Annotated in this window: 31 protein-coding genes; 28 read left to right on the top strand and 3 right to left on the bottom strand. The window is 70.8% G+C overall.

What is annotated here, in order from left to right; genetic code table 11:
- Positions 1-2 precede the first annotated feature (2 nt).
- The 15 genes from rplP (at position 3) to map (ending at position 8,190) form a co-directional block, all read left to right on the top strand.
- Positions 3-422, top strand: a complete 420-nt coding sequence (gene rplP, locus QUG92_RS05445) for a 50S ribosomal protein L16 (protein ID WP_065960031.1) — start codon at positions 3-5, stop codon at positions 420-422.
- Positions 422-742 (top strand): 50S ribosomal protein L29, encoded by a 321-nt coding sequence (gene rpmC / locus QUG92_RS05440; protein WP_065960029.1) that lies wholly within the window; start codon positions 422-424, stop codon positions 740-742. The genes rplP and rpmC overlap by 1 nt, the downstream gene beginning before the upstream one ends.
- Positions 742-1,026 carry a 30S ribosomal protein S17 gene (gene rpsQ, locus QUG92_RS05435; RefSeq protein WP_066657023.1) on the top strand — a complete coding sequence of 95 codons (285 nt, stop codon included), beginning with the start codon at positions 742-744 and terminating at the stop codon, positions 1,024-1,026. Before rpmC ends, rpsQ begins: the two co-directional genes overlap by 1 nt.
- Positions 1,027-1,057: 31 nt before the next feature.
- Positions 1,058-1,426, top strand: a complete 369-nt coding sequence (gene rplN / locus QUG92_RS05430) for a 50S ribosomal protein L14 (RefSeq protein ID WP_017885523.1) — start codon at positions 1,058-1,060, stop codon at positions 1,424-1,426.
- A 3-nt stretch (positions 1,427-1,429) separates the two neighbouring features.
- The gene (rplX, locus tag QUG92_RS05425; RefSeq protein ID WP_069712807.1) at positions 1,430-1,789 is read left to right on the top strand and encodes a 50S ribosomal protein L24; all 360 of its coding nucleotides are present in this window, start codon (positions 1,430-1,432) and stop codon (positions 1,787-1,789) included.
- Positions 1,789-2,379: a 50S ribosomal protein L5 gene (gene rplE / locus QUG92_RS05420; RefSeq protein ID WP_069712808.1), complete on the top strand. Its 591-nt coding sequence runs from the start codon at positions 1,789-1,791 to the stop codon at positions 2,377-2,379. Before rplX ends, rplE begins: the two co-directional genes overlap by 1 nt.
- A 179-nt stretch (positions 2,380-2,558) precedes the next feature.
- On the top strand, positions 2,559-2,957 hold the full coding sequence (gene rpsH / locus QUG92_RS05415) for a 30S ribosomal protein S8 (protein WP_069712809.1): 399 nt from the start codon (positions 2,559-2,561) through the stop codon (positions 2,955-2,957).
- Between the two features lie 6 nt (positions 2,958-2,963).
- Positions 2,964-3,500, top strand: a complete 537-nt coding sequence (rplF, locus tag QUG92_RS05410) for a 50S ribosomal protein L6 (protein WP_069712810.1) — start codon at positions 2,964-2,966, stop codon at positions 3,498-3,500.
- A gap of 2 nt (positions 3,501-3,502) precedes the next feature.
- Positions 3,503-3,874 (top strand): 50S ribosomal protein L18, encoded by a 372-nt coding sequence (gene rplR / locus QUG92_RS05405; protein ID WP_066657014.1) that lies wholly within the window; start codon positions 3,503-3,505, stop codon positions 3,872-3,874.
- Complete coding sequence (rpsE, locus tag QUG92_RS05400) at positions 3,871-4,650, top strand: 30S ribosomal protein S5 (protein ID WP_259346016.1); 780 nt, start codon at positions 3,871-3,873, stop codon at positions 4,648-4,650. The genes rplR and rpsE overlap by 4 nt, the downstream gene beginning before the upstream one ends.
- On the top strand, positions 4,650-4,835 hold the full coding sequence (gene rpmD, locus QUG92_RS05395; RefSeq protein ID WP_022906355.1) for a 50S ribosomal protein L30: 186 nt from the start codon (positions 4,650-4,652) through the stop codon (positions 4,833-4,835). Before rpsE ends, rpmD begins: the two co-directional genes overlap by 1 nt.
- Positions 4,832-5,296, top strand: coding sequence for a 50S ribosomal protein L15 (gene rplO / locus QUG92_RS05390; RefSeq protein WP_220456166.1), 465 nt, complete (start codon positions 4,832-4,834; stop codon positions 5,294-5,296). The genes rpmD and rplO overlap by 4 nt, the downstream gene beginning before the upstream one ends.
- Before the next feature lie 144 nt (positions 5,297-5,440).
- A complete protein-coding gene (secY, locus tag QUG92_RS05385; protein WP_058728271.1) occupies positions 5,441-6,763 on the top strand; it encodes a preprotein translocase subunit SecY in 1,323 nt (440 codons plus the stop codon).
- On the top strand, positions 6,760-7,350 hold the full coding sequence (locus QUG92_RS05380; protein ID WP_069712813.1) for an adenylate kinase: 591 nt from the start codon (positions 6,760-6,762) through the stop codon (positions 7,348-7,350). The genes secY and QUG92_RS05380 overlap by 4 nt, the downstream gene beginning before the upstream one ends.
- A 9-nt stretch (positions 7,351-7,359) precedes the next feature.
- Positions 7,360-8,190, top strand: a complete 831-nt coding sequence (gene map / locus QUG92_RS05375) for a type I methionyl aminopeptidase (protein WP_289457985.1) — start codon at positions 7,360-7,362, stop codon at positions 8,188-8,190.
- 72 nt (positions 8,191-8,262) lie between these two features.
- On the opposite strand, the gene QUG92_RS05370 is transcribed toward map, so the two are convergent.
- Positions 8,263-9,558 (bottom strand): LCP family protein, encoded by a 1,296-nt coding sequence (locus QUG92_RS05370; protein ID WP_289457983.1) that lies wholly within the window; start codon positions 9,556-9,558, stop codon positions 8,263-8,265.
- A gap of 267 nt (positions 9,559-9,825) precedes the next feature.
- Between QUG92_RS05370 and infA the strand changes: the two genes are divergently transcribed.
- From infA to QUG92_RS05330, 8 genes are all read left to right on the top strand, one after another.
- A complete protein-coding gene (gene infA, locus QUG92_RS05365; protein ID WP_017885509.1) occupies positions 9,826-10,047 on the top strand; it encodes a translation initiation factor IF-1 in 222 nt (73 codons plus the stop codon).
- Positions 10,048-10,117: 70 nt separating this feature from the next.
- Entirely contained in the window at positions 10,118-10,234 is a 117-nt protein-coding gene (gene rpmJ, locus QUG92_RS05360) for a 50S ribosomal protein L36 (RefSeq protein ID WP_022903266.1), read from the top strand.
- A 139-nt stretch (positions 10,235-10,373) separates the two neighbouring features.
- Positions 10,374-10,748, top strand: coding sequence for a 30S ribosomal protein S13 (rpsM, locus tag QUG92_RS05355; RefSeq protein WP_058728274.1), 375 nt, complete (start codon positions 10,374-10,376; stop codon positions 10,746-10,748).
- 9 nt (positions 10,749-10,757) lie between these two features.
- A complete protein-coding gene (rpsK, locus tag QUG92_RS05350; protein WP_017885507.1) occupies positions 10,758-11,156 on the top strand; it encodes a 30S ribosomal protein S11 in 399 nt (132 codons plus the stop codon).
- Positions 11,157-11,361: 205 nt separating this feature from the next.
- Positions 11,362-12,357 carry a DNA-directed RNA polymerase subunit alpha gene (locus tag QUG92_RS05345; protein ID WP_069712814.1) on the top strand — a complete coding sequence of 332 codons (996 nt, stop codon included), beginning with the start codon at positions 11,362-11,364 and terminating at the stop codon, positions 12,355-12,357.
- 66 nt (positions 12,358-12,423) lie between these two features.
- A complete protein-coding gene (gene rplQ / locus QUG92_RS05340) occupies positions 12,424-12,990 on the top strand; it encodes a 50S ribosomal protein L17 (RefSeq protein ID WP_289457972.1) in 567 nt (188 codons plus the stop codon).
- Between the two features lie 155 nt (positions 12,991-13,145).
- A complete protein-coding gene (locus tag QUG92_RS05335) occupies positions 13,146-14,273 on the top strand; it encodes an FUSC family protein (protein WP_182045391.1) in 1,128 nt (375 codons plus the stop codon).
- 9 nt (positions 14,274-14,282) lie between these two features.
- Complete coding sequence (locus QUG92_RS05330) at positions 14,283-17,489, top strand: AfsR/SARP family transcriptional regulator (RefSeq protein ID WP_289457971.1); 3,207 nt, start codon at positions 14,283-14,285, stop codon at positions 17,487-17,489.
- A gap of 16 nt (positions 17,490-17,505) precedes the next feature.
- Here QUG92_RS05330 and QUG92_RS05325 read toward each other — a convergent pair whose 3' ends face one another.
- Both QUG92_RS05325 and QUG92_RS05320 read right to left on the bottom strand, forming a co-directional pair.
- Positions 17,506-18,342, bottom strand: a complete 837-nt coding sequence (locus QUG92_RS05325) for an ABC transporter permease (RefSeq protein ID WP_289457970.1) — start codon at positions 18,340-18,342, stop codon at positions 17,506-17,508.
- Positions 18,339-19,340, bottom strand: a complete 1,002-nt coding sequence (locus QUG92_RS05320) for an ATP-binding cassette domain-containing protein (RefSeq protein WP_289457969.1) — start codon at positions 19,338-19,340, stop codon at positions 18,339-18,341. Before QUG92_RS05320 ends, QUG92_RS05325 begins: the two co-directional genes overlap by 4 nt.
- Positions 19,341-19,558: 218 nt before the next feature.
- Between QUG92_RS05320 and truA the strand changes: the two genes are divergently transcribed.
- The 5 genes from truA to rpsI all read left to right on the top strand — a co-directional run bounded on the left by truA (position 19,559) and on the right by rpsI (position 25,666).
- Positions 19,559-20,449, top strand: a complete 891-nt coding sequence (truA, locus tag QUG92_RS05315) for a tRNA pseudouridine(38-40) synthase TruA (protein WP_289458383.1) — start codon at positions 19,559-19,561, stop codon at positions 20,447-20,449.
- Positions 20,446-21,192 (top strand): MBL fold metallo-hydrolase, encoded by a 747-nt coding sequence (locus QUG92_RS05310; RefSeq protein ID WP_289457968.1) that lies wholly within the window; start codon positions 20,446-20,448, stop codon positions 21,190-21,192. Before truA ends, QUG92_RS05310 begins: the two co-directional genes overlap by 4 nt.
- Before the next feature lie 106 nt (positions 21,193-21,298).
- Positions 21,299-24,388: an ExeM/NucH family extracellular endonuclease gene (locus QUG92_RS05305; RefSeq protein WP_289457967.1), complete on the top strand. Its 3,090-nt coding sequence runs from the start codon at positions 21,299-21,301 to the stop codon at positions 24,386-24,388.
- A 309-nt stretch (positions 24,389-24,697) separates the two neighbouring features.
- Complete coding sequence (gene rplM, locus QUG92_RS05300) at positions 24,698-25,144, top strand: 50S ribosomal protein L13 (RefSeq protein ID WP_069712821.1); 447 nt, start codon at positions 24,698-24,700, stop codon at positions 25,142-25,144.
- A 36-nt stretch (positions 25,145-25,180) separates the two neighbouring features.
- On the top strand, positions 25,181-25,666 hold the full coding sequence (gene rpsI, locus QUG92_RS05295) for a 30S ribosomal protein S9 (RefSeq protein ID WP_069712822.1): 486 nt from the start codon (positions 25,181-25,183) through the stop codon (positions 25,664-25,666).
- Positions 25,667-25,683: the final 17 nt, after the last annotated feature.

Below are 25,683 nucleotides of genomic sequence, written 5' to 3'. Positions count from 1 at the left end.
CCATGCTTATTCCCCGTCGAGTCAAGCACCGCAAGCAGCACCACCCGAAGCGCTCGGGCCAGGCGACCGGTGGCACCAAGGTGTCGTTCGGTGACTACGGCATCCAGGCGCTGACCCCCGCTTACGTGACCAACCGTCAGATCGAGTCCGCTCGTATCGCCATGACGCGTCACATCAAGCGTGGCGGCAAGGTCTGGATCAACATCTACCCGGACCGCCCGCTCACCAAGAAGCCGGCTGAGACCCGCATGGGTTCCGGTAAGGGCTCGCCCGAGTGGTGGGTCGCCAACGTCAAGCCGGGTCGTGTGCTCTTCGAGCTCTCCGGCGTCAGCGAGGACATCGCTCGCGAGGCGCTGACCCGTGCAATCCACAAGCTGCCCCTCAAGGCACGCATCATCAAGCGCGAGGAGGGCGACGCATAATGGCGATCGGTTCCAAGGAGCTCCGTCCGACGGAGCTCGACACCTTCGAGAACGAGCGTCTCGCTGACGAGCTGAAGAAGGCCAAGGAGGAGCTCTTCAACCTCCGCTTCCAGTCGGCCACCGGCCAGCTGGAGAGCCACGGCCGTCTCCGTGCCGTCAAGCGCGACATCGCACGCATCTACACCGTCCTCCGCGAGCGCGAGCTCGGCATCCGTGCCACCCCCGCGCCCGTCGAGACCGCCACCAAGGCCAAGAAGACGACGAAGAAGGCTGACAAGCCCGCCGAGTCGACCGAGGCCGCTACCGCCGAGGAGAACTGATGGCGAACGAAGAGAACAACTCCGCCGCCTCGACCCGCGGCTACCGCAAGACGCGTCGCGGCTACGTGACCAGCGACAAGATGGACAAGACCATCGTGGTCGAGGTCGAGGACCGCGTGAAGCACGCGCTCTACGGCAAGATCATCCGTCGCACGTCCAAGGTGAAGGCGCACGACGAGCTCGGCACCGCCGGTGTCGGCGACCTCGTCGTCATCAGCGAGACCCGTCCCCTCAGCGCCTCCAAGCGCTGGCGCCTGGTCGAGATCCTCGAGAAGGCCAAGTAGGCCCCGGCCTGCTTCGGAATAGGAGACAGCAGTGATTCAGCAGGAATCCCGCCTGAAGGTCGCCGACAACACGGGTGCCAAGGAGATCTTGACCATCCGCGTGCTCGGTGGCTCGGGTCGTCGCTACGCCGGTCTCGGTGACGTCATCGTCGCCACGGTGAAGGACGCCATCCCCGGCGGCAACGTGAAGAAGGGTGACGTCGTCAAGGCGGTCATCGTTCGCACCAAGAAGGAGACCCGTCGTCAGGACGGCTCCTACATCAAGTTCGACGAGAACGCGGCAGTGATCCTCAAGGCCGACGGCGACCCGCGCGGTACGCGCATCTTCGGTCCGGTCGGTCGCGAGCTCCGTGACAAGAAGTTCATGAAGATCATCTCGCTCGCGCCGGAGGTGCTGTAAGCCATGGCGAACATCAAGAAGGGCGACCTCGTCCAGGTGATCACGGGCGCCAAGCAGGAGCGCGGCGGCGACCGTGGCAAGCAGGGCAAGGTCATCGAGGTCCTCAAGGACAAGAACCGGGTCGTCGTCGAGGGCGTGAACTTCGTCACGAAGCACGTCCGCGTCGGCCAGACGCAGCGTGGTTCGAAGACGGGCGGCATCGAGCAGCACGAGGCTCCGATCCACGTCTCGAACGTCGCGATCGTCGACCCGAAGACCAAGAAGCCGACGCGCGTCGGTTTCCGCATCGAAGAGGTGGAGAAGGACGGCGTCAAGAAGACCGTCCGCGTCCGCTACGCCAAGAAGTCGGGTGAGAAGCTCTGATGACCGACACGACTGCCGCGCCGGCGACCAAGGTCGAGCCGCGCCTCAAGCAGAAGTACAAGAACGAGATCAAGACCGCTCTCACCGAGCAGTTCGGGTACGCGAACGTCAACCAGGTCCCCGGCCTGGTCAAGGTCGTCGTGAACACCGGCGTCGGCGAGGCGGCTCGTGACTCGAAGATCATCGAGGGGGCCGTCAAGGACCTCACGGCGATCACGGGTCAGAAGCCGGTCGTGACGAAGGCCCGCAAGTCCATCGCGCAGTTCAAGCTGCGTGAGGGCCAGGCCATCGGCGCGCACGTCACCCTCCGTGGTGACCGTGCGTGGGAGTTCATCGACCGCCTCGTCACCCTCGCACTGCCCCGCATCCGCGACTTCCGCGGCCTGAGCGACAAGCAGTTCGACGGCAACGGCAACTACACCTTCGGTCTCACGGAGCAGTCGATGTTCCACGAGATCGACCAGGACCGCATCGACCGCGTGCGTGGCTTCGACATCACCGTCGTGACCACCGCGAAGACGGACGACGAGGGCCGCGCGCTGCTCCGCCAGCTCGGCTTCCCGTTCCGTTCGGCCGACCAGACGGTCTAAGATAGTCCGGGCGTTGCGGGCCGGAGGATTCACGTCCTCCGGCCCGCACGCACGAACACCGGCCGTCGGCGTCAGCCGCCGGCCTCCAGGTCTCCGGGAACCGCTCGGAGACCACCCGATCGCTCAGGTCGGCATTCGTGGAACGGGTGTCGAAACCAGGCGAAGAATGGACGACCATCATGACGATGACCGATCCGGTCGCAGACATGCTGACCAGATTGCGGAACGCGAACTCGGCGCACCACGACGCCGTCTCGCTGCCCAGCTCCAAGCTGAAGAAGAACATCGCAGACATCCTCAAGCGCGAGGGTTACATCAGCGAGTGGAAGATCGAGGACGCCCGCGTCGGGCAGACCCTCACGATCGACCTGAAGTACGGCCCCGAGCGCGAGCGTTCGATCGCCGGCATCAAGCGCGTCTCGAAGCCCGGTCTCCGGGTGTACGCGAAGTCGACGGAGATCCCCCAGGTCCTCGGTGGCCTCGGCGTGGCGATCCTCTCGACCTCGTCGGGACTGCTCACCGACCGTGAAGCCGAGCAGAAGGGCGTGGGTGGGGAAGTCCTCGCCTACGTGTGGTGACCGACAATGTCTCGTATCGGACGTCTTCCCATCGACATCCCCGCCGGCGTGACCGTCTCCGTCGACGGTTCGACCGTTGCGGTCAAGGGCCCGAAGGGCGAGCTCTCGCTCGTCATCGCTGAGCCCATCCAGGCCAAGGTCGAGGAGAACCAGGTCCTCGTCACGCGCCCGGACGACGAGCGCGAGTCCCGTGCCCTGCACGGCCTGACCCGCACCCTCATCGCGAACAACATCGTCGGCGTCACCCAGGGCTACTCCAAGGGCCTCGAGGTCGTCGGCACCGGTTACCGCGTGGCGGCGAAGGGCTCGAACGTCGAGTTCGCGCTCGGCTACTCCCACCCCATCACGGTCGAGCCGCCGGCGGGCATCAGCTTCGCCGTCGAGGGCAACAACAAGCTCACCGTGTCGGGCATCGACAAGCAGGCCGTCGGCGAGGTGGCTGCCAACATCCGCAAGCTGCGCAAGCCCGAGCCCTACAAGGGCAAGGGTGTCCGCTACGCGGGCGAGATCGTGCGCCGCAAGGCCGGAAAGTCAGGTAAGTGATCATGGCTCTCGGTATCCGAGGAAAGAGCAAGTCGGCCGCCAAGGCGCGCCGTCACAACCGTCTCCGCAAGAAGATCACCGGCACCGAGGCGCGTCCGCGTCTCGCCGTCACCCGGTCGTCGCGTCACGTGTTCGTCCAGGTCATCGACGACGCGAAGGGCCACACCCTGGCCAGTGCGTCGACGATGGAGGCCGACCTCCGTTCGTTCGACGGCGACAAGACGGCCAAGGCCCGTCGCATCGGCGAGCTCGTCGCCGAGCGTGCGAAGGCTGCCGGCGTCGAGGCCGTGGTCTTCGACCGCGGTGGGAGCAAGTACGCCGGTCGCGTCGCCGCGATCGCCGATGGTGCCCGTGAAGGAGGGCTGAACCTGTGAGCGACATCGCGAACAACAACGAAGCGGCCGAGACCGAGACCGCTCCTGCGGCCGAGGCGACGACCGAGGCCAAGGCCACGACCGGCAAGGAGGCGGACACCGCCGCCGTCGCCGAGCGTCCGGTCGAGACCGCCGCGGGTTCCGCGTCGAACAACCGCGACAACGCCGACCAGCGCGGCCGTCGTGGCGGCGGGCGTGACCGTCAGCAGGGCCGCGACCGCAACAACCGCGGTGGCGACAGCCAGTTCCTCGAGCGCGTGGTGACCATCAACCGCGTCTCGAAGGTCGTCAAGGGTGGTCGTCGCTTCAGCTTCACGGCGCTCGTCGTCGTCGGTGACGGCAACGGCCTCGTCGGTGTCGGCTACGGCAAGGCGAAGGAAGTCCCCACCGCGATCTCGAAGGGCGTCGAGGAGGCGAAGAAGAACTTCTTCCGCGTCCCCCGCGTCGGCAACACGATCCCGCACCCCACCCAGGGTGAGGCCGCTGCCGGTGTCGTGCTCCTGCGTCCGGCCGCTGCCGGTACCGGTGTCATCGCCGGTGGTCCGGTCCGCGCCGTGCTCGAGTGCGCCGGCATCCACGACGTCCTGAGCAAGTCGCTCGGCTCGTCGAACACCATCAACATCGTGCACGCGACGGTCACGGCGCTGCAGCAGCTCGAGGAGCCCCGCGCCGTCGCCAGCCGTCGTGGCCTCGACGTCGACCGGGTCGTCCCGGCGCGTCTGCTCCAGGCCGAGGCCGCAGCACTGCGTGCCGCGACCGAGAAGGCAGGTGCGTGATGGCGATGCTGAAGATCACGCAGACGAAGTCCGTTATCAGCGAGAAGCAGTACCAGCGCGACACCCTGCGCAGCCTGGGCCTCAAGCGCATCGGCCGTACGGTCCTGCGTGAGGACAACGCCCAGAACCGCGGGTACGTCGCGACGGTCGCGCACCTCGTGAAGGTCGAGGAGGTCGACGCATGAGCGACGAGAAGAACGAGCGGGTCCAGGTGCTGAAGCTGCACCACCTCCGCCCGGCTGCCGGTTCCAAGAAGGACCGCACCCGTGTCGGCCGTGGTGAGGGCTCCAAGGGCAAGACCGCCGGCCGTGGTACCAAGGGCCAGAAGGCTCGTTACCAGGTCAAGGTCGGCTTCGAGGGTGGGCAGATGCCGCTGCACATGCGCACCCCGAAGCTCCGCGGGTTCAAGAACCCGTTCCGTGTCGAGTACCAGGTCGTGAACCTGGACAAGATCGCGGAGCTCTACCCCAACGGTGGCGACGTCACCGTCGCGGACCTGGTCGCCAAGGGCGCCGTCCGCAAGAACGAGAAGGTCAAGGTTCTCGGTCAGGGTGACATCAGCGTGAAGCTCACGGTCTCGGTCGACAAGGTCTCGGCGTCCGCCGCCGAGAAGATCGCGGCTGCTGGCGGCACCGTCTCCCAGTAACCCCCGTCGGCGGCCCGTGCGTTTGCGCACGGGCCGCCGTTACGGTTTCCTTGACAGTGGCCGTCGTCCGACGGCCTGGTCGGCGCTGCCGACCGAACCGTGACGCCCGGTCGGGTCGCGCGGTCCCAGAAGTTCGGAGTCCTCGTGTTCAGAGCGGTCGCGCGCATCATGCGCACCCCAGATCTTCGGAAGAAGATCGGCTTCACCCTCGCGATCATCGCGCTGTTCCGCCTGGGGTCGTACATCCCCGCACCGTTCGTCGACTACGCCGCCGTGCAGAGCTGCCTCGCCAGCGCGTCGTCCTCCGGCGGCCTCTACGACCTGATCAACCTGTTCTCCGGCGGCGCGCTGCTGAAGCTCTCGGTCTTCGCGCTCGGCATCATGCCGTACATCACGTCGTCGATCATCGTGCAGCTCCTGCGCGTCGTGATCCCGCACTTCGACGCCCTCTACAAGGAGGGGCAGTCGGGCCAGGCGAAGCTGACGCAGTACACGCGCTACCTCACCATCGCGCTCGGTGTGCTGCAGTCGACCACGCTCATCACGGTCGCCCGCTCCGGCGCCCTGTTCGGCACGAACGCCTCGGCGTCCTGCTCGTCGATCATCTCGAACGACAGCTGGTACGCGATCATGCTCATGGTCGTCACGCTGACCGCCGGCACCGGCCTCATCATGTGGATGGGCGAGCTCGTCACCGAGCGCGGCATCGGCAACGGCATGTCGCTCCTCATCTTCACCTCGATCGCGGCGCAGTTCCCGTCGGCGCTCTGGGCCATCGAGCAGTCGCAGTCCTTCGAGCTCTTCCTGTTCGTGATCCTCGTCGGCCTGGTGATCATGATGGCCGTCGTGTTCGTCGAGCAGTCGCAGCGGCGCATCCCCGTGCAGTACGCCAAGCGCATGGTCGGTCGTCGCACCTACGGCGGCAACAACACCTACATCCCGATCAAGGTGAACATGGCCGGCGTCGTGCCCGTCATCTTCGCCTCGTCGCTGCTCTACCTGCCGGCCCTGGTCGCGCAGTTCAACCAGCCCTCCGACGGCACCGAGCCGGCCGCGTGGGTGACCTGGATCCAGAACAACCTGACCTCGGGTGACAACTGGTTCTACATGGTCCTGTACTTCCTGCTCATCGTCGGGTTCACGTACTTCTACGTCGCGATCACCTTCAACCCCGAAGAGGTCGCCGACAACATGAAGAAGTACGGCGGCTTCATCCCGGGCATCCGGGCCGGTCGTCCGACGGCCGAGTACCTCGACTACGTCCTGACCCGGGTGACGTTGCCCGGTTCGCTCTACCTCGGTCTCATCGCGCTCATCCCGCTGGCAGCACTGGCGCTGTTCGGCGCGAACCAGAACTTCCCGTTCGGCGGCGCGAGCATCCTCATCATCGTGGGTGTCGGTCTCGAGACCGTGAAGCAGATCGACTCGCAGCTGCAGCAACGTCACTACGAAGGGCTTCTCCGTTGAGCGCACGTCTCATCATCGTCGGACCTCCCGGAGCCGGGAAGGGCACCCAGGCCGGTCGCATCGCGGAGGGCTTCGGCGTCCCCGCGATCTCCACGGGTGACATCTTCCGCAAGAACGTCTCCGAGGGCACGCCGCTCGGGGTGCAGGCGAAGGCGATCATGGACGCCGGCGACTACGTGCCGGACGAGCTGACCAACGAGCTCGTCAAGTCCCGCCTGGCGGAGGCGGACGCCGAGCAGGGCTTCCTGCTCGACGGCTACCCCCGCACCGTCGGTCAGGTGGCGTACCTCGACGCACTCCTCGCCGAGCAGGGCACCGGGATCGACGCCGTCGTGCAGCTCGTCGCCGACCAGGACGCCCTGGTCGAGCGCCTGCTCAAGCGCGCCCAGGACCAGGGTCGCACCGACGACAACGAGGACACCATCCGTCGTCGCCAGCAGGTCTACACGGAGCAGACGGCGCCGATCGTCGCGGCCTACGCGGAGCGCGGGCTCGTCGTGGACGTCGACGGCCTCGGCGGCATCGACGAGGTCGGCGACCGCATCCAGGCGGCCCTGACGTCCCGCGGGCTCACCGCGGGCGTCTGAGTCCGCGTCGTGCGCCGTCGGAAGCCGTCGATCTACAAGTCGCCCGAGGAACTCCGGGCGATGGTCCGTCCGGGGCTGCTGACCGAGGCCGCGCTCACCGCGGTCCGTGAGGCGCTCCGGCCGGGGGTGACCACGGGTGAGCTCGACGCGATCGCCGAGCGGACGATCCGTGACGGTGGCGGCATCCCGAACTTCCAGCTCGTGCCGGGCTACCGGCACACGCTGTGCGTCTCGGTGAACGACGAGATCGTGCACGGGATCCCCGGCGACCGCGTGCTCCAGCCGGGCGACATCGTGTCGGTCGACGCCGGTGCCGAGGTCGACGGGTGGAACGGCGACAGCGCGTTCACGACCGTGCTGCCCGGTGGTGACGCCCCGCTGACCGCGGCGCGCCAGACGCTCTCCGACACGACCGAGCGAGCGCTGTGGCACGGCATCGCGGCCCTCGCCCACGCGCGCTCCCTGAACGAGGTCGGCGCGGTCGTCGAGGACGCCGTCGACGAGACCGGTGCGTGGGGCATCGTCGAGGACTTCACGGGGCACGGCATCGGCCGTTCGATGCACGAGGAGCCGCCGGTCTTCAACTACCGGGTCCGCGGTGCGGGTCCGGCGGTGAAGCCCGGTCTGGTGGTGGCGATCGAACCGATGATCACCGCCGGCACGATCGACAGCTCGACGGACGACGACGACTGGACGATCCGCACGCTCGACGGTTCGGACGCGGCGCACTGGGAGCACTCGGTCGCCGTGCACGCGGACGGCATCTGGGTCCTGACCGCCACCGACGGCGGGGCCTCCGGCCTCGTGCCGCTCGGCGTCACGCCCGTCCCGATCACGTAGCGCGAGTCCCCCCGGTCGCACCGGCCTGGAGGCGCGCCCCGCCGTGGAACGGCGGGGACCCTCCGCAAGGTGTCAGTTCCCGACCGTGCAGGTCTGCTCGGACGCGGCCTGTCCGGAGATGCTCGACGGCAGCGGCGTCGCGCTCGGAGCGGTCGTCGTCGTCCCGCTGCCGCCCGACCCCGTGCTGCTCGACGGCGCGGTGCCGGTCGCCGGCGACTGGCTCGACGGTGCCGTGCCGGTGGACGGAGCGGTGCCGGTGCTCGGCGTCGGCGTGCTGCCGGCCGTCGGGGACTCCTCCGAGGCCCGCCCGGTCGTCGAGTCGGACAACGACGTCCTCCGGTCCTCCTGCAGCGCCACGTTGAGCGCGTGCGCGGGGTCCGTGGAGACGAGCACGTGCGCGCTGTCCTGCGGGTCGTCGACCACCGGGTACTGCACGAACAGCATGTTCGCCGTGCTCATCCCGCGGAGGGTGGAGGCGAGGCCGACGAGGGTCCGGGTCTGCGCGAGCCCGTCGGAGAGCGTCATGTTGCCGAGGGCGGCGCCGGCGAGCTTGTAGAGCGTGACCGGGTTCGACAGGGTGCCGTCCGAGGTCACCTTGCGCAGCAGGGCGGAGAGGAACACCTGCTGCGAGCTGATGCGGGCGAGGTCGCTCGAGTCGCCCACACCGTGACGGCTGCGCAGGAAGGCGAGGGCGTCCTGCCCGGCGAGGGTGTGCTGCCCGGCCGAGAGCTGGAGGCCGGTGTACGTGTCGTCGATGGGCTTGGCCACGCAGACGTCCACGCCGCCGACGGCGTTCGACATCGAGACGACGCCGTCGAAGGTGATCAGCCCGGCGTAGGGGATCGTGAGGCCGGTCAGGTTCTCGACGGTGTCGACGACGCAGGAGAGCCCGCCGTGGCCGAGGGACTCGTTGAGCAGTTCGCCGTCGGAGGCCGGGTAGGTCGTCCCGGTCTCGGGGTTCGTGCAGGCCGGGATCGGCACCTCGAGGTCGCGCGGGAAGCTCACGGCCGTGAGCTGCTGGTGGTCCTGGGAGATGTGGACGAGGATCGTGACGTCGTTCCGGGCACCCTCGACCTTCTCGTCGGAGTCGAACTGCCCGATCCGGGTGTCGCTCCCGACGACCAGGATGTTCGCGCCGCCCTTGATCGCGGTGATGTCGGCGGTCTTCGCCGTGTCCTGGTCGTCCGAGCTCAGCTCGACCGTGTGCGGTGCCGCGGCGAGCTGCGCGCCGGCGATCGCCGCGACGCTCGTCCCGCTGACCAGGACGACCGCCAGGGCCGATGCCACGAGGCCCAGTGCGGTGCCCCAGCCGCGGTGGCGGCGCAGGCGGCCGTGACGGGCGAGGGGACGGCGTGGTGCGTGGGGCACGGGGACTCCGATCGGTGGTCCGGCGCGGGGGACGGACGTCGATCGCCAGGCTACGGGCGGACCCGGAGCGGGGAACCGGGAAGTCGCCGACGGTCCACTGGGGAACACTCAGCCTCGTGGCGCGCGGCCGGAGGGAGCCGGCACTTGGCAATACCGCCGCCATCACATAGGATCGACCTTTGGTGTGCCATGCCCTTCGGCGTGGCGCCCGACCCGCAGACCGGCTCGGGGATCACACCGGTAATCCAACCAAGCGACAGTGAGGCTATGGCCAAGAAAGACGGCGTCATCGAGATCGAGGGCTCGGTGCTCGAAGCTCTGCCCAACGCGATGTTCCGCGTTGAGCTGACCAACGGACACAAGGTCCTCGCGCACATCTCCGGGAAGATGCGCCAGCACTACATCCGCATCCTCCCCGAGGACCGCGTGATCGTGGAGCTGAGCCCGTACGACCTGACCCGCGGCCGGATCGTCTACCGCTACAAGTGATCCGCGAGCTGGAAAGGAACGGCTCGGCGAACCCGCCGGGCACGAAGCCAGCGAGCACGAGGAAACAACCATGAAGGTCAACCCCAGCGTCAAGCCCATCTGCGAGCACTGCCGAGTGATCCGCCGGAAGGGCCGCGTCATGGTGATCTGCAAGAGCAACCCGCGCCACAAGCAGCGCCAGGGCTGAGCTCCCAGCAGGACCCACAACTCAACACTGAACACGCAGTACCAGATCCCGTGGCTCCGGCCGCGGGGGACACCTCGGGGCGGAGGCCCGGGCACCGGTACTGCGCCAGACCTCCATCGACAACAGGAGCAGCCAGCACATGGCACGTCTAGCAGGCGTCGACATCCCGCGCGAGAAGCGCGTGGAGATCGCACTCACGTACATCTACGGCGTCGGCCGTACCCGCGCGGTCCAGGCACTCGCCGAGACCGGTATCTCCGGTGACATCCGCGTCAAGGACCTGACCGACGACCAGCTCGTCGCCCTCCGTGACTTCATCGAGGGCAACTTCAAGGTGGAGGGTGACCTCCGCCGCGAGGTCGCCGCCGACATCCGCCGCAAGGTCGAGATCGGTAGCTACGAGGGTCTCCGCCACCGTCGTGGTCTCCCGGTGCGTGGTCAGCGCACCAAGACCAACGCGCGTACCCGCAAGGGACCGAAGCGCACCGTGGCAGGCAAGAAGAAGGCCCGATAGGAGATCATCATGGCTACCCCCAAGACTGCCGCGCGCAAGCCGCGTCGCAAGGAGAAGAAGAACGTCGCCGTGGGCCAGGCCCACATCAAGAGCACGTTCAACAACACCATCGTCAGCATCACCGACCCGTCGGGTGCCGTCCTCAGCTGGGCGTCCTCGGGTGCCGTGGGCTTCAAGGGTTCGCGCAAGTCGACGCCGTTCGCGGCGCAGCTCGCCGCCGAGTCCGCTGCGCGTCAGGCGCAGGAGCACGGCGTCAAGAAGGTCGACGTCTTCGTCAAGGGCCCGGGCTCGGGTCGCGAGACCGCGATCCGTTCCCTGCAGGCCGCCGGCCTCGAGGTCGGTTCGATCAACGACGTCACCCCGCAGGCGCACAACGGCTGCCGCCCGCCGAAGCGTCGCCGCGTCTGACGCGAGGAGCAACCGGCCGTTCCCCGCTCGTCCCCTGACCGGGGCGAGCGGGGCCGGCCATTCCTGGTCGTTCGATCGCGGGCGGTGGGCCGTTCCGGTCCGCCCGTCCGCGTGATCACAACTCAACAGACCCGTCGGGGCCCGGTCGGCCCCGTCGTACCGCCGAGTGTCATATAGCGGACACTCCGCCGAAAGGAATCCCACAGTGCTCATTGCACAGCGCCCCACCCTGACCGAGGAGTCGATCTCCGAGTACCGCTCGCGCTTCGTCATCGAGCCGCTCGAGCCGGGCTTCGGTTACACCCTCGGCAACTCGCTGCGCCGCACGCTCCTCTCCTCGATCCCCGGCGCGGCTGTCACCAGCATCCGCATCGACGGCGTCCTCCACGAGTTCAGCACCGTCCCCGGTGTCAAGGAAGACGTCACCGAGATCATCCTCAACATCAAGAGCCTCGTCGTCTCCAGCGAGCACGACGAGCCGATCACCGCGTACCTGCGCAAGCAGGGTGCCGGTCAGGTCACCGCGGCGGACATCTCCGCCCCGGCCGGCGTCGAGATCCACAACCCGGACCTCGTCATCGCGACCCTGAACGACACCGCGCGGTTCGAGCTCGAGCTGACGATCGAGCGTGGCCGCGGCTACGTGTCGGCGACGCAGAACCGTTCCGAGTTCAGCGAAGCCGGTCAGATCCCGATCGACTCGATCTACTCGCCGGTCCTCAAGGTCACCTACCGCGTCGAGGCGACGCGTGCCGGTGAGCGCACGGACTTCGACCGCCTGGTCGTCGACGTCGAGTCGAAGCCGGCGATCACGCCGCGCGACGCCATCGCGTCGGCAGGCCGCACGCTGGTCGAGCTGTTCGGTCTCGCCCGCGAGCTGAACACGGCGGCCGAGGGCATCGAGATCGGCCCCGCGCCGGTCGACGCGGTGCTCTCGAACGAGCTGCAGACCCCGATCGAGGACCTCGACCTGTCGGTCCGCAGCTACAACTGCCTCAAGCGGGAGGGCATCAACACGGTGTCCGAGCTCGTCGCCCTGTCGGAGACGCAGCTCATGAACATCCGCAACTTCGGTCAGAAGTCGGTGGACGAGGTCAAGGACAAGCTCACCGAGCTCGGCCTGTCCCTCAAGGACACCGTCCCCGGATTCGACGGCGCCCACTTCTACAGCGGGTACGACGAGGACGAGTCCAACAACTGACCTCGCGCTCACGCGCACGCGCACCGATGAGTCGGTGCGCACCACCATCACCACTGGAGAACTGACATGCCGAAGCCCACCAAGGGCCCCCGCCTCGGTGGCGGCCCCGCCCACGAGCGCCTGCTCCTGAGCAACCTCGCCAACGCCCTGTTCACGCACGGCCGCATCACCACCACCGAGACGAAGGCCAAGCGCCTCCGTCCCGTCGCCGAGCGTCTCATCACGTTCGCGAAGCGTGGCGACCTGCACGCGCGCCGTCGCGTCATCGCACAGCTGCGTGACAAGTCCGTCGTGCACACGCTGTTCACGGAGATCGCGCCGCAGGTCGAGGACCGCCAGGGCGGTTACACCCGCATCACGAAGCTCGGCTTCCGCAAGGGTGACAACGCGCCGCTCGCCTCGATCGAGCTCGTGCTCGAGCCGGTCTCGGGCGGGCCTGCCCCGGTCAAGCGCGACGCCGCCCCGGCCGCTGCCGCTGCGCCGGTCGCGGACGAGACGCCCGCCGAGGAGACCCCGGTCGACGAGACCGAGACGACCGAGGAGTCCGCTCCCGTCGAGGCCGAGACCGAGACCCCGGCTGCCGCCGAGGTCGAGGCCGACGCCGCTGCCAAGTCGGACGACGCAGCCAAGTAGGTCCAGCACCACCACACGACGGAACCCCCGCGACGCACGTCGCGGGGGTTCCGTCGCGTCCGGAGGTGACCACGGGCGGACGGGAGGCGCGCGCCGGTCGTGCGCAGCGCCTCCCGTCCGCCCTCACAGCCGACCGCGCCTACGGTGATCCCGTCATGGCACGAGCAGAACGGATCACCGGCGCGGGGCGCCGACTGTGGCAGTGGAGCCGCGACTCGGGGACGCAACCGCGCCTGCTCCTCGCGGCCAAGGCCGCGGTCGCCGCCGTGATCGCGTGGACCCTCGCGAAGTACGCGCCCGGCGTCGCCGCCGAGTACCCGTACTACGCACCGCTCGGGGCCATCGTCGCCATGCGGACGACGGTGTTCGCCGGCATCCGCGCGGGCGTGCAGACGCTGGTCGGCATCACGCTCGGCATCCTGATCGCCGGCTTCACGATGCTCGTGGACGCCCCCGGGGTCGTCGCCGTGGCGCTGGTCGTGGGCCTGGGTGTCCTCGTCAGCGGCTTCCGGATCCTCGGCGAGGGGTACTCCTGGGTGCCGATGGCGGCGCTGTTCGTGCTCCTCATCGGAGGCGGCAACGCCGAGGGCTACTCGTTCGCGTACGTCGTGCAGATGGCCATCGGGATCGCCATCGGCCTCGCGGTGAACTTCGCGATCGTGCCGCCGCTGCACTTCTGGGACGCCGAACGTCGCATCGACCAGGTGAACGCGGTGCTCGCGCAGCACCTCGACGACCTCGCGGACGTGCTCGACCAGGGGGAGCCGGACACCGCGGCCTGGGACCGGCAGCAGGGGCGCCTCGACAAGGCGATCGCCGACGTCCGGGACCGGGTCTCGGTGGCGCAGGAGAGTCGTCGGATGAACCCGCGCAGCGCCCTCCGTGGTTCCCGCGCCCGGCTGGCGACGGACGGGGCACGCTTCCGCGCGCTCGAACGGGCGGCCTGGTACACGACGGACCTCACCGAGCTCGTGGCACGGTCCGGTCCGGTGGCCGACAACATCGGCCGGCCGGACCCGACGTTCGCGGAGCCGATGGCCGGGGCGCTGCGTCAGGTCGCCTGCGTGGTACGCGGGGACTGCCCGGAGGACGAGGGCGACGAGGCGATCGCACGGCTCGAGGAGGCGCTCGACGCCAGCCGCTCGAACCCGTCGCACGTCACCGTGACGGCGAGTGCGATCGTGGCGCTGCGTGGGATCCTCGAGTCGGAGAAGCGGGCGACGGAGGACGTCGACACGAAGACCGGGCCGTTCGGCCGCTCGACCGGCGGCCACGCTCACTAGGATCGGGCCGTGCCCGTCGCCTCCCGTGTCGCCGTCCTCGGACCGGTCACGGTCGCGGGTCCGGACGGCACCGCGCTCCCGGTGCCGGGAGCGCTCGCCCGGTCGTTCCTGACGGCGCTCGTGCTCGCCCCCGGGCACGCCCTCGGCACCGATGCGCTCATCGACGAGCTCTGGGGCGAGGACCGGCCGAAGGGCGCCCGGGCCGCGCTGCAGACCCTCGTCTCGCGCCTGCGCCGCACGACCGCGGACGGCCTGGTCGTCTCGACGAGCACGGGGTACGCACTCGGCGGCGACCCCGACGGCATCGACCTCGTGGCCGCGGAACAGGCCGTGCACGACGCCGACCCGACGACCGTGCGCGACGCCCTGGACCGCTGGCGCGGCAGCCCGGGCGCCGACGTCGACGGCGACCTCGGCACCGCGCTGACCGACCGGGCCGCGACGACCGAGCACGCCCTGCGTCGGCGGCTCGGCGCGCTGCTGCTCGCGGACGGGGACACCGGTGCGGCGGCCACGATCTGGGTCGCCGAGGCCGAGGCGTCGCCCTACGACGACACCGCGGCGGCGGGGGCGATGCGGGCGCTCGACGCGGACGGCCGCACGGCCGAGGCGCTCGCGGTGTTCGCCGCGCACCGGGAACGCCTGGCGGACGGGCTCGGCGCAGACCCGTCCGGCGAACTGGTGCGGCTCAACGCCGAACTGCTCCGGCGGTCCGTGGCCGCCGACGACCCGGTCCGACGGGTCGGCCTCCGCGTCGCGCCGAACGAGCTGGTCGGCCGGCAGGACGACCTCGCCGCGGTCTCGGGGCTCCTCGACGAGCACCGCCTGGTCACCGTGCTCGGCCCGGGCGGACTCGGGAAGACCCGGCTGGCGCAGGCCGTCGCCGGAGCGCTGCCGGCCACCACGGGTGTGGTCGTGTGCGAGCTCGCGCCGATCGGCGACGGGCAGGACCTGCTGCCCGCGCTCGGTGCGCTGCTCGGGATCGCGGAGGTCCGGTCGGCGCGGATGCTCCAGGACGCCGTCGTCACCGACCTGTGGGGCCGCGTGGTCCGGGCCCTCGACGACGGGCCGACGGTGCTCGTCCTCGACAACTGCGAGCACCTGCTGCACGACGTGGCCCGCTGCACCGCCGACCTGCTCGCCGCCGTGCCGGGCCTCCGGGTCCTCACGACCTCGCGGGCACCGCTCGCGATCGCGGGCGAGGTCGTCGCGCCGCTCGGACCGCTGCCGGTCGAGGCCGACGGTGCGGCCGTCCGGCTCTTCACCGAGCGCGCCCGTGCCGCCCGCCCCGGTGCCGTGCTGCCCGTCGACGCGGTGCGCCGGATCTGCACCCGGCTCGACGGCAGCCCGCTCGCGATCGAGCTCGCCGCGGCCCGGATCCGCGGCATGTCCGTCGACGAGGTCGAACGCCGGCTCGACGACCGCTTCGCGCTGCTCCGCGGTGGCGACCGCAGCGCGCCGGAGCGGCACCGCACCCTGCTCGCGGTGATCGAGTGGAGCTGGCGGCTCCTCGACCCGGGGGCGCAGGACCTGCTCACGCGGCTCGCGCTCTTCCCCGACGGCGTGGCGGTCGACGCGGTCGAGGCCGTGGCGGCTCCCGACCGGCGGCCGGACGCGCTCGACGACCTCGCCGAGCTCGTGGAGCAGTCGCTCGTGCAGCTCGTCGAGGTCGAGGGGGAGCCCGTGCGCTACCGGCTGCTCGAGACCGTCCGCGAGTTCGGGGCCGCGCGCCTGGCCGATCGCGGCACGACCGGGACGGTCCGGACGGCGATGACCGCCTGGGGCCGTGCGCTCTCGTCGACGCGGAACGTGTTCGCCCTGGGTGGTCCGCAGCAGCTCGTCGCCTTCACCGAGGTCCGGCGCGAGGCCGACAACCTCGTGACGCTGCTGCGCTGGGCCCTCCGGGCGGACGACGTCCCGACGGTCACGCAGGTGTTCGCCGCACTCGGCGGCTACTGGACCCTGCGCGGGCTGCACCGCGAGGTCGTCGCCGTCGCACCCGACGTCGTCGCGGCGCTGCGGTCCCGCGAGCCGGACCCGGCAGACCGCACGGCCGCCGTCACCGGACTCGTGCTGTGCGGCGCCACCTCGGCGTTCTCCGACCTGCGGACGACCGCCCGGGCCGTCTCCGGACTCCGGCGTCTGCACCGGACCGGTCGTGCCGGCCACCCCGTGGTCGACGCGCTCGCGGAGCTCCTGCTCACCGCCGGTCGGCCGCAGGACGGCCTCGCGGCGCTGGCCCGACTGCGGGCCGATCCCGACCCCGCCGTGTCGTGCCTGGCGCACGTGCTCAGTGCACCGCTCGCCGAGAACGACGGGGAACCGGCCGAGGCGCTCCGCTACGCCCGCCGGGCTCAGGAGCTGTCGGTGGCGAACGGCGACGCGTGGACGACGGGGTCCGGGGCGACGACGCTGACCCAGCTGCTCGCGCAGTCCGGCCGGTACCGGGAGTCGCTCGCCGCGGCCGTCACCGCACGTGAGCACCTCGAGCTGTTCGGGGCCGAGGACGACCTGTACGAGATCGGCTGGAGCGTCGGGCTCGCCTCGGCCGCGGTCGGCGACGTCGAGCGCGCCCGGTCGATCGCCGCGGACCTGCGGCACCGACCGACCGGCGGTCGGGGTGGCTTCGACGACCGGGGCCTCATCGCGGTCCTCGCGGTCGCGATCACCGCCGAGTGCGCCCGCCACGAGGGGGACTTCGCGACGGCCGCCGCCGGGTACACCGAGGCGTGGGACGTCGTGCAGCCCGGCCGGGGGAGCGCCGCGCACTGGGCGCTCATGGCGGGGGCCGCGCGGATCGCGGCGGTGGACGAGGCGGCGGCCCGGTCCAGGGGTGCCGCCACGGGCCTCCCGGCTGCCGAGGCGGCGATCGCCCGACGCATCCGGGTCGGGGCCCTCGTCCAGCTGCGCCTGCGGGACGCCCGTCGGGACATGCCGGTGATCGGGACGGCGCTCGCCGGGCTGGCCGTCGCCTCCGCGCGGACGGGCCGCCCGGCGACGGCGGCGGCGTGCTGGGGTGCGATCAGGAGGATCGGGTCGCGGCAGGACTTCGCGGTCCTCTCCCACGACCGGTTGCGGCGGCTGCTCGTCGAGGTCGTCGGTGAGGCCGCGCTGACCGACGCCGAGGCGGCCGCGGCCGGCTGGGACCGGACCGAGGCCGCCTCGCGGGTACGGACGCTGCTCGAGGACGCGCGGTTGCCCGCCTGCGCCCCATGACCACCCGAGCGGTCCGTCAGGCCTTCCGCATGTAGGCCCGGACGGTCAGCGGCGCGAACACCGCGACGATGACCGCGGCGCCCAGCAGGCTGAGCCAGAGGTCCCCGCCGATCGTGCCGTGGTTGACGAGGTCGCGCACCGCGGTGATGAGGTGCGAGACCGGGTTGACCTCGGTGAACCAGCGCAGCCAGGCCGGCAGCGTGTCCGTCGGGACGAACGCGTTCGACAGGAAGGTCAGCGGGAAGAGCACGAGGTTGGCGATGCCCGAGACGCTCGAGGCGGTTCGGGCGATGACGCCGAAGTAGGCGAAGACCCAGCTGATCGCCCAGGCGACCACGATGACGAGCAGTGCCGCGAGCAGGACCGCACCGAGGCCGCCGGCGGGACGCAGCCCCATGACGATCCCGACCACGAACGTGATCGTCGTCGCGATGGCGTAGCGCACGGTGTCGGCGAGCAGGGCGCCGGCGAGCGGTGCGATGCGGGCGATGGGCAGGGACCGGAAGCGGTCGAAGACGCCCTTGTCCATGTCCTCGCGGAGCTGGACGCCCGTGACGACCGACGAGGTGATCGCCGTCTGGACGAGGATGCCGGGAATGATGACGGGCAGGTAGCTGCCGACGTCACCGGAGATCGCGCCGCCGAAGATGTACGTGAACATCACGGTGAAGACGATCGGCATGAGCGTGACGTCGAACAGCTGCTCGGGCGTGCGCCGGATCTTCACGAGCCCGCGGTAGGCCATCGTGAAGGACTGCCGGACGGTCGCGGCGAGGCCGGTGCCGCCGATCCCGGGACGGGGGGTCACACGGGGCGACGACGTGGTGGTGGGTGTCGGGGCGAGGGTGGTCATGCGAGGCTCCCTTCGAGCGCGCGCTCGGACTCGGTCTCGGCGTCCGCGGACGCCGGCGAGCCGGTGATGGTGAGGAAGACCTCGTCGAGCGTCGGCTTCTGGACGCTGATCTCGGCGAGGGAGACGCCCGCGTCGCGGAACGACACGAGCAGGTCGGTGACGCGGTCGGGTGCGGTCATCGGGGCCGTGAGACGCGCGCCCTCGGGGCTGACGACCGCGGGGGTGCCGAGCACCCGCTCGACGAGCCCGGCGGCGGTCGCCATCGCGATCGGGTCGGCGTCCGCGAGCCGCAGCTGCAACGAAGCCGTGCCGACCGACGACTTCAGTTCGTCGGCGGTGCCCTCGGCGACCACGCGGCCGTGGTCGATCACCGCGATGCGGTCGGCGAGCTGGTCGGCCTCGTCGAGGTACTGCGTGGTGAGCACGACGGTGGACCCCGTCGCGACGAGCTCGCGGATCGTGTCCCACATCTGCGCACGGGTCCGCGGGTCGAGGCCGGTCGTCGGCTCGTCGAGGAAGATGAGCGGCGGCTGCGCGATGAGGCTCGCGGCCAGGTCGAGCCGGCGGCGCATGCCCCCGGAGAACTTCTTGAGCGGACGCGACGCCGCCTCGGACAGCCCGAAGCGCTCGAGCAGCTCGACCGCCTTGCGCTTCGCGTCGGTGCGGGAGAGCCCGAGCAGTCGCGCGAAGATGACGAGGTTCTCGGTGGCGCTCAGCGTCTCGTCGACGCTGGCGTACTGGCCGGTCACGCCGATCAGGGAGCGGACGGTCTGCGGGTCGCGCCGGACGTCGTGGCCGAAGACGCGGGCCTCGCCGCCGTCCGGCACGAGCAGCGTGGCGAGCATCGAGATCGTGGTGGTCTTGCCGGCGCCGTTCGGGCCGAGCACGCCGTAGACGGTCCCGGCCTCGACCCGGAGGTCGACGCCGTCCACGGCACGGTTCGACCCGAAGGTCTTCACGAGGCCGGTGGCCTCGACCGCGAGGGGTGTGGTGGTCATCGGGAGGTCCTTTCGTCGATGTCGGTGTCGATGGTGCCGCCGGGCGCTCACGCGCCACTGACGCGGCACTGACACGCGCTGACACCGGCGGTCGGCCCCGGTCGGGGCGCCGGGTCGGCCGGGAGGCCCTGGTCGCCCCCGGTACGCTCGCTCCCGTGGACGGGACGGACGCGACGGACGGATCGGGTGCTGCGGGCACGGGCACGGGCACGGACGGGGTGCGGCTGCGCCTCGACGTCGCGTACGACGGTGCGGCGTTCTCGGGCTGGGCCCGGCAGCCCGGGCTGCGGACCGTGCAGGGTGCGCTCGAGTCGGCCCTCGCGACCGTGTTCACCCGCTGGGGTGCGCCGCCGCTGCTCACGGTCGCGGGACGCACGGACGCGGGCGTGCACGCCACCGGGCAGGTCGCCCACCTCGACCTGACCGCCGAGCAGTGGGGCGCCCTGACCCGCCCGCGGCGGTCCTCGCCCGACGGGCCGCCGCGCACGTCGCTCGACGGTCTGGTCCGGAGGATCAACGGCATCGCGGCGCTCACGGGCGACGTCGTCGTGCGGCGGGCCTCGGTCGCGCCGGACGGGTTCGACGCGCGGTTCTCCCCGCTCTGGCGGCGCTACGAGTACCGGGTCGCGGACGCCGACGCCCCGCGCGATCCCCGTCGTCGTGGGCACACGCTCTGGCACCCGACGCGTCTGGACCCGGCGGCGATGGAGCGCGGTGCGCTCCGGCTGCTCGGGCTGCACGACTTCGCGACCTTCTGCAAGCCGCGCGAGGGTGCCACGACCATCCGGACGCTGCAGGAGTTCCGCTGGGACCGCGAGCCGGACGGCGTGCTGGTGGCGCGCCTCCAGGCCGACGCCTTCTGCCACTCCATGGTGCGTGCGATGGTCGGCGCGACGATCGCCGTGGGGGAGGGCCGCTTCGGCCCGGACCGGCTCGAGGAACTCCGGGTCGCCGAACAGCGCACCAGCGCGTTCGCGGTCGCGCCGGCCCTCGGGCTCACTCTCACCGAGGTCGGCTACCCGGCGGACGACGAGCTCGCGGCACGTGCGACGCAGACCCGTGCGCGCCGGTCGGACGACGAGCCGGGCGCCGGTACCGTCGGGGGATGAGTTCCCGCAGGCCGCGTTCCGTCGTCTCCGTCGGCCCCGGGGTCGTCTTCGTCGAGGGACCGGTGTCGAACTGGGTCGTCCTCGCCGAGGAGGACGGCGTCGCGCTGATCGACGCCGGCTACCCGGCGGACACCGACCTCGTGCTCGACACCGTGCGGTGGGCGGGACACGACCTCGGGGACCTGCGACGCGTCTACGTCACGCACGGGCACGTCGACCACGTCGGCGGCCTCCCCGGGATCCTCGAGCGGTTCCCGCACGTCGAGGTCCTCGCCCACGCGGACGAGCTCGACAACGTCCGCGGGCCCGGGCGGCAGCAGGTCACGCCCGCGGAGATCGGCGGGCGGCTGGCGGCACCCCGGACGCTCCGGTGGCTCGCGCGGGCGATCGGCTCGGACGCGCTGCGACCGGTCACCGTGCCGACCGCGCGGGCGTTCACGGGCGCCGACTTCGCCGAGCGTGCCGTGACCCCGTTCCCCGCCGTCGGGCACACCGCCGGCTCCACGGCGTACCTGCTCCCCGCCGCGGGGGCGATCGTGACGGGCGACGCGGTCGTCACGCACCACGACACGCTGCCGGGGTCCTGGCAGCCCCGGCCGCGGATGATCACGCCGTTCTTCACCGCGGACCAGGGGGCGGCGCTCGCGTCGGCGCGGGCGTTGCCGTACCCGGAGGTCGTGCTGCCGGGGCACGGGCCCGCGGTGCACCGGGTCGGGCGCGAGTGGGTGCCGGTCGCCGGCTGACCGTGCCCACGACGGGGGTGGACCGGATCGTTCACCTGCCGGAAACCTGAGCGACCGATCAGGTGTCTAGCGTGGTGCAGTCCCCCTCCTCCTGCCGAAGGTCAGCATGCCCAACCTCCTGCGGCGCACCGTGCTGTGCGCCACGGTCGCTGCGACGCTCGTAGCCGCCCCACTCGTCTCCGTCTCCACCGCCCTCGCGGACCCCGCCGGTACCGGCCTCGTCATCAGCGAGGCGTACCTCAAGGGTGGCAGCGCGAACGCCTTCTACAAGGAGAAGTTCGTCGAGATCACGAACCCCACCGCGTCGCCGGTGTCGCTCGCCGGCTGGACGCTCCAGTACCGCTCCGCGACCAGCACCGGGAACTTCTCGACGAGCGCGCTCGAGGGCACCGTGCCCGCGAACGGCACGTTCCTGGTGTCGATGACCGGCAACGGTGGCGCGACCGCGGTGGGCGCCGACCTGCCGACCGCGGACGACACCGCCTCGATCAACCCCTCGGGCACCACCGGGACCCTCGCGCTGTCGAACACCACGGCTGCGCTCGCGCTCCCCGCCGGCCCCGTCGCGACGGGTACGCCCGGTGTCGTGGACCTGCTCGGCTACGGTGCGTCGAACACGTACGAGGGTGCAGTCCGGTCCGTGACCGGTGCCAACAACGTGCCGAACGGCCTGACCCGGGCCGGGGCGACGGACACCGACGTCAACGGCACCGACTTCACGGTCACCGAGTCGTTGACCCCGACGAACGCCGCGGGCGAGACGGGCAGCACCACGCCGACCGACCCCGAGCCGACCGACCCCGGCACGCCGGCCGGTCCCGCCGAGGCCGTCACCATCGCGCAGCTGCAGGGCACCGGCACCGCCTCGCCGTACGTCGGCAAGCGGGTCGTCACCGACGGTGTCGTGACCGCGGTCTACGCCACGGGCGGCCTGAACGGCTACACGATCCAGACCGCCGGCACCGGCGGTGCGGTCGACCTCGCCACGCACACCGCGTCGGACGCCGTGTTCGTGTTCTCCGCCGCGACCGCGGGCAGCGTGGCCATCGGTGACGCCGTGCGCCTCACGGGCACGGTCGCCGAGTACAACGGCCTCACCGAGCTCGAGGTCGCCTCGACCGCCGACGTCGAGGAGCTCCCCGCCGCAGGCGTCGTGCAGCCGGTCCCGGCGACGCTGACCCTGCCGCGCACGGACGCCCAGCGCGAGTCGCTCGAGAGCATGCTCGTCGCACCGCAGGGTGACTACACGGTCGCCGACAACTACACGACGAACCAGTACGGCGAGATCGCGCTCGCCGCGGGGACGAAGCGCCTGATCCAGCCGACCGAGGTCGCCCGCCCGGGCAGCGCCGAGTACGCCGCGGTCGTCGCCGACAACGCCGCGCGCAAGGTCGTCCTCGACGACGGCGCGAGCACGAACTTCCTCAGCGCCGCGAACCAGTCGGTGCCGGTGTCCTGGCTCACCCAGGCCCCGGTCACCGTCGGTGCCGCCGCCACGTTCTCGGAGCCGGTCGTCCTCGACTACCGCAACGACGCGTGGAAGTTCCAGCCGACGACGCCGATCACCGGCGCGACCCCGGCGGCGGACCTGCCCGCATCGTTCTCGAACGTCCGCACCGCGGCGCCGGAGAACGTCGGCGGGGACCTCAAGCTCGCCGGGTTCAACGTGCTGAACTACTTCCCGACCACGGGCGACCAGCTCACCGGCTGCACGTACTACACCGACCGTGACGGCGACCCCGTGACCGTCCGCGGCGGCTGCGACGCCCGCGGTGCGGCGAACGCCGACGACCTCGCGCGCCAGCAGGTGAAGATCGTGAAGGCGATCAACGCCCTGGGCGCCGACGTCGTCTCGCTCGAGGAGATCGAGAACTCGAAGCGCTTCGGTCAGGACCGCGACGCCGCTGTGGCGACCCTGGTGGCCGCGCTGAACGCCGCGACCGGCCAGGACACCTGGGCGTACGTCCCCTCCCCGGCGAAGGTCCCGGCGAGCGAGGACGTCATCCGTCTCGCGCTCATCTACAAGAAGGACCGGGTCGCACCGGTCGGCGAGTCGACCATCCTCGACGACCCGGCGTTCGTGAACGCCCGGCAGCCCGTCGCCGACGCCTTCCGCCCGCTCGGCGGGACGGCCGCCGACGACTTCCTCGTGATCGCGAACCACTTCAAGTCGAAGGGTTCGGGCACGGGCGAGAACGCCGACCAGGGCGACGGCCAGGGCGCCTCGAACGCCGACCGCGTCCGGCAGGCCCAGGCGCTCGCCGCCTTCTCGACCACCGAGCAGGAGAAGTACGGCACGGACCGCGTGTTCATGCTCGGTGACTTCAACGCGTACAGCGAGGAGGACCCGATGGTCGTCCTGCGTGACGCCGGCTACACGGACCTCGGTCCGGCGAAGGACTCGACGGAGTACTCGTACGTCTTCAGCGGCCTGAGCGGTTCGCTCGACCACGTGCTCGCGTCCCCGGCCGCACTCGCAGCCGTCACGGGCGTGGACATCTGGAACATCAACTCGACCGAGTCGGTGGGCCTCGAGTACAGCCGCTACGACTACAACGTCACGGACCTGTACCGCGACGACGTGTACCGCGCGAGCGACCACGACCCGATCCTGGTCGGCTTCGACCTGGCAGCTGACGAGACCCCGACCCCGGGTGACGGCGAGACCCCGACCCCGGGTGACGGCGAGACGCCCGCTCCGGGCAACGGCAACGGCAACGGCAACGGCAACGGCACCGGCACCACGCCGGCGCCCGGCGCGGGCGCCGGCCAGACGCCCGTAGCTCCCGCCGGGTCCTCGCTGACCGAGGCGAACCGTGGCAGCATCACCGCGCCGGCCTCGGCCCGTGCGGGCGAGACCATCACGGTCGGTGTCGGCTCGGCGCTCGCCGGGCAGCGGATCTCGGTGTGGCTGTACTCCGACGCGGTGCTCCTCGGCACCGAGGTGGTCGCCGCCGACGGCACCGTCCGCGTGACGATCCCGGTCGGCACGACGACCGGGTCGCACCGCCTCGCCGTCACCGCCGCCGACGGGTCGCTCGTCGGCTGGACCGACATCCGGATCGACCCGGCGACGGGCGAGCTGGCGTTCACCGGCGCGGAGCTCACCGGTGGCCTCGCCACCGCGCTGCTCCTGCTCGCTGCCGGCACCGGGCTGATCGTGACCCGTCGTCGTCGGGCGGCCCGCGCCGCCTGACGCGCTGAACGCACGTCGAACGCGACACCGCACCCGTCGATCGACGGGTGCGGTGTCGCGTTCCCCGGGGTGGTGACCACCGGATGGACGGGAGGCGCGTGGCGGCCCCGCACCGTGCCTCCCGTCCGTCGGTCAGGTGCGTTCGACAAGGCGAGCCGCGTCGGGTAGGCTCTCACCTTGGTCTGTGCGCCCCGTGCGCCGGACAGTCAGATGAGCCCTCCACCGGGCAGTTCCACGAGCATCGCCCGCGGAACACCCACCGGAGCGGGATTCACGGACTCCTCACCTCGACACGAAAGCAGCACTCCTGTGACTCGTACGTTCTCCCCGAAGCCGGCAGACGTCCAGCACGACTGGATCGTCATCGACGCGACCGACGTCGTCCTCGGCCGTCTCGCCACCCACGCCGCGGCGCTCCTGCGCGGCAAGCACAAGGCCACCTTCGCCCAGCACATGGACATGGGTGACTACGTCATCATCATCAACGCGGACAAGGTCGCCCTCACCGGCTCCAAGCTCGCGAAGAAGGTCTACTACCGTCACTCGGGATACCCGGGCGGCCTCACGGCGACCTCCTACCCGGAGATGCTCGAGAAGCACCCGACCCGCGCCGTCGAGAAGGCGATCCGCGGCATGCTGCCGAAGAACACGCTCGGCCGTGAGCAGCTCGGCAAGCTCAAGGTCTACGCCGGCCCGGAGCACCCGCACGCCGCGCAGCAGCCCAAGGCGTACACCTTCGACCAGGTCGCACAGTAGTTCCGGCCACGACGACTTCAAGGACTGATAAAACTCATGGCTCAGATCGCTGACTCCCTCGACCAGACCCCGGAGAGCTTCACCACCGAGAGCGCGCCCGTCGCGTCCGAGGCCGCTCCCCGCCAGATCCTCAACGTCTCGGGCGGTGCCGTCGGGCGCCGCAAGGAGGCCATCGCGCGTGTCCGCCTCGTCCCCGGTGGCGGCTCCTTCACGGTGAACGGCCGCACGCTCGAGGACTACTTCCCGAACAAGCTGCACCAGCAGCTCATCAACGACCCGTTCAAGGTGCTCGAGCTCCTCGGCGCCTACGACGTCGTCGCCCGCATCACCGGTGGTGGCCCCTCGGGTCAGGCCGGTGCGCTCCGCCTCGCGATCGCGCGTGCGCTGAACGAGATCGACCGCGAGAACAACCGCGCCACCCTCAAGAAGGCCGGCTTCCTCACCCGTGACGCCCGCGTCATCGAGCGCAAGAAGGCCGGTCTCAAGAAGGCCCGCAAGGCGTCGCAGTTCTCGAAGCGCTAGTCGCGCGACGAACCCGA

This window comes from Curtobacterium citri, from assembly GCF_030362955.1.
Classification (GTDB): Bacteria; Actinomycetota; Actinomycetes; order Actinomycetales; family Microbacteriaceae; genus Curtobacterium; species Curtobacterium citri.
This window is presented reverse-complemented; position numbering and strand designations above follow the sequence as displayed.

What these genes read in the sequence shown, in the direction of transcription:
- rplE (WP_069712808.1), top strand. Translation starts at nt 1,789, where the DNA reads ATGACCGACACGACTGCCGCGCCGGCGACCAAGGTCGAGCCGCGCCTC.
- rpsQ (WP_066657023.1), top strand. Translation starts at nt 742, where the DNA reads ATGGCGAACGAAGAGAACAACTCCGCCGCCTCGACCCGCGGCTACCGC.
- rpmJ (WP_022903266.1), top strand. Translation starts at nt 10,118, where the DNA reads ATGAAGGTCAACCCCAGCGTCAAGCCCATCTGCGAGCACTGCCGAGTG.
- QUG92_RS05305 (WP_289457967.1), top strand. Translation starts at nt 21,299, where the DNA reads ATGCCCAACCTCCTGCGGCGCACCGTGCTGTGCGCCACGGTCGCTGCG.
- rpsH (WP_069712809.1), top strand. Translation starts at nt 2,559, where the DNA reads ATGACGATGACCGATCCGGTCGCAGACATGCTGACCAGATTGCGGAAC.
- rplQ (WP_289457972.1), top strand. Translation starts at nt 12,424, where the DNA reads ATGCCGAAGCCCACCAAGGGCCCCCGCCTCGGTGGCGGCCCCGCCCAC.
- rpsK (WP_017885507.1), top strand. Translation starts at nt 10,758, where the DNA reads ATGGCTACCCCCAAGACTGCCGCGCGCAAGCCGCGTCGCAAGGAGAAG.
- infA (WP_017885509.1), top strand. Translation starts at nt 9,826, where the DNA reads ATGGCCAAGAAAGACGGCGTCATCGAGATCGAGGGCTCGGTGCTCGAA.
- rpmC (WP_065960029.1), top strand. Translation starts at nt 422, where the DNA reads ATGGCGATCGGTTCCAAGGAGCTCCGTCCGACGGAGCTCGACACCTTC.
- rplR (WP_066657014.1), top strand. Translation starts at nt 3,503, where the DNA reads ATGGCTCTCGGTATCCGAGGAAAGAGCAAGTCGGCCGCCAAGGCGCGC.
- rpmD (WP_022906355.1), top strand. Translation starts at nt 4,650, where the DNA reads ATGGCGATGCTGAAGATCACGCAGACGAAGTCCGTTATCAGCGAGAAG.
- rplF (WP_069712810.1), top strand. Translation starts at nt 2,964, where the DNA reads ATGTCTCGTATCGGACGTCTTCCCATCGACATCCCCGCCGGCGTGACC.
- rplO (WP_220456166.1), top strand. Translation starts at nt 4,832, where the DNA reads ATGAGCGACGAGAAGAACGAGCGGGTCCAGGTGCTGAAGCTGCACCAC.
- QUG92_RS05325 (WP_289457970.1), bottom strand. Translation starts at nt 18,342, where the DNA reads ATGACCACCCTCGCCCCGACACCCACCACCACGTCGTCGCCCCGTGTG.
- rplP (WP_065960031.1), top strand. Translation starts at nt 3, where the DNA reads ATGCTTATTCCCCGTCGAGTCAAGCACCGCAAGCAGCACCACCCGAAG.
- rpsI (WP_069712822.1), top strand. Translation starts at nt 25,181, where the DNA reads ATGGCTCAGATCGCTGACTCCCTCGACCAGACCCCGGAGAGCTTCACC.
- QUG92_RS05310 (WP_289457968.1), top strand. Translation starts at nt 20,446, where the DNA reads ATGAGTTCCCGCAGGCCGCGTTCCGTCGTCTCCGTCGGCCCCGGGGTC.
- QUG92_RS05320 (WP_289457969.1), bottom strand. Translation starts at nt 19,340, where the DNA reads ATGACCACCACACCCCTCGCGGTCGAGGCCACCGGCCTCGTGAAGACC.
- rpsM (WP_058728274.1), top strand. Translation starts at nt 10,374, where the DNA reads ATGGCACGTCTAGCAGGCGTCGACATCCCGCGCGAGAAGCGCGTGGAG.
- QUG92_RS05335 (WP_182045391.1), top strand. Translation starts at nt 13,146, where the DNA reads ATGGCACGAGCAGAACGGATCACCGGCGCGGGGCGCCGACTGTGGCAG.
- rplX (WP_069712807.1), top strand. Translation starts at nt 1,430, where the DNA reads ATGGCGAACATCAAGAAGGGCGACCTCGTCCAGGTGATCACGGGCGCC.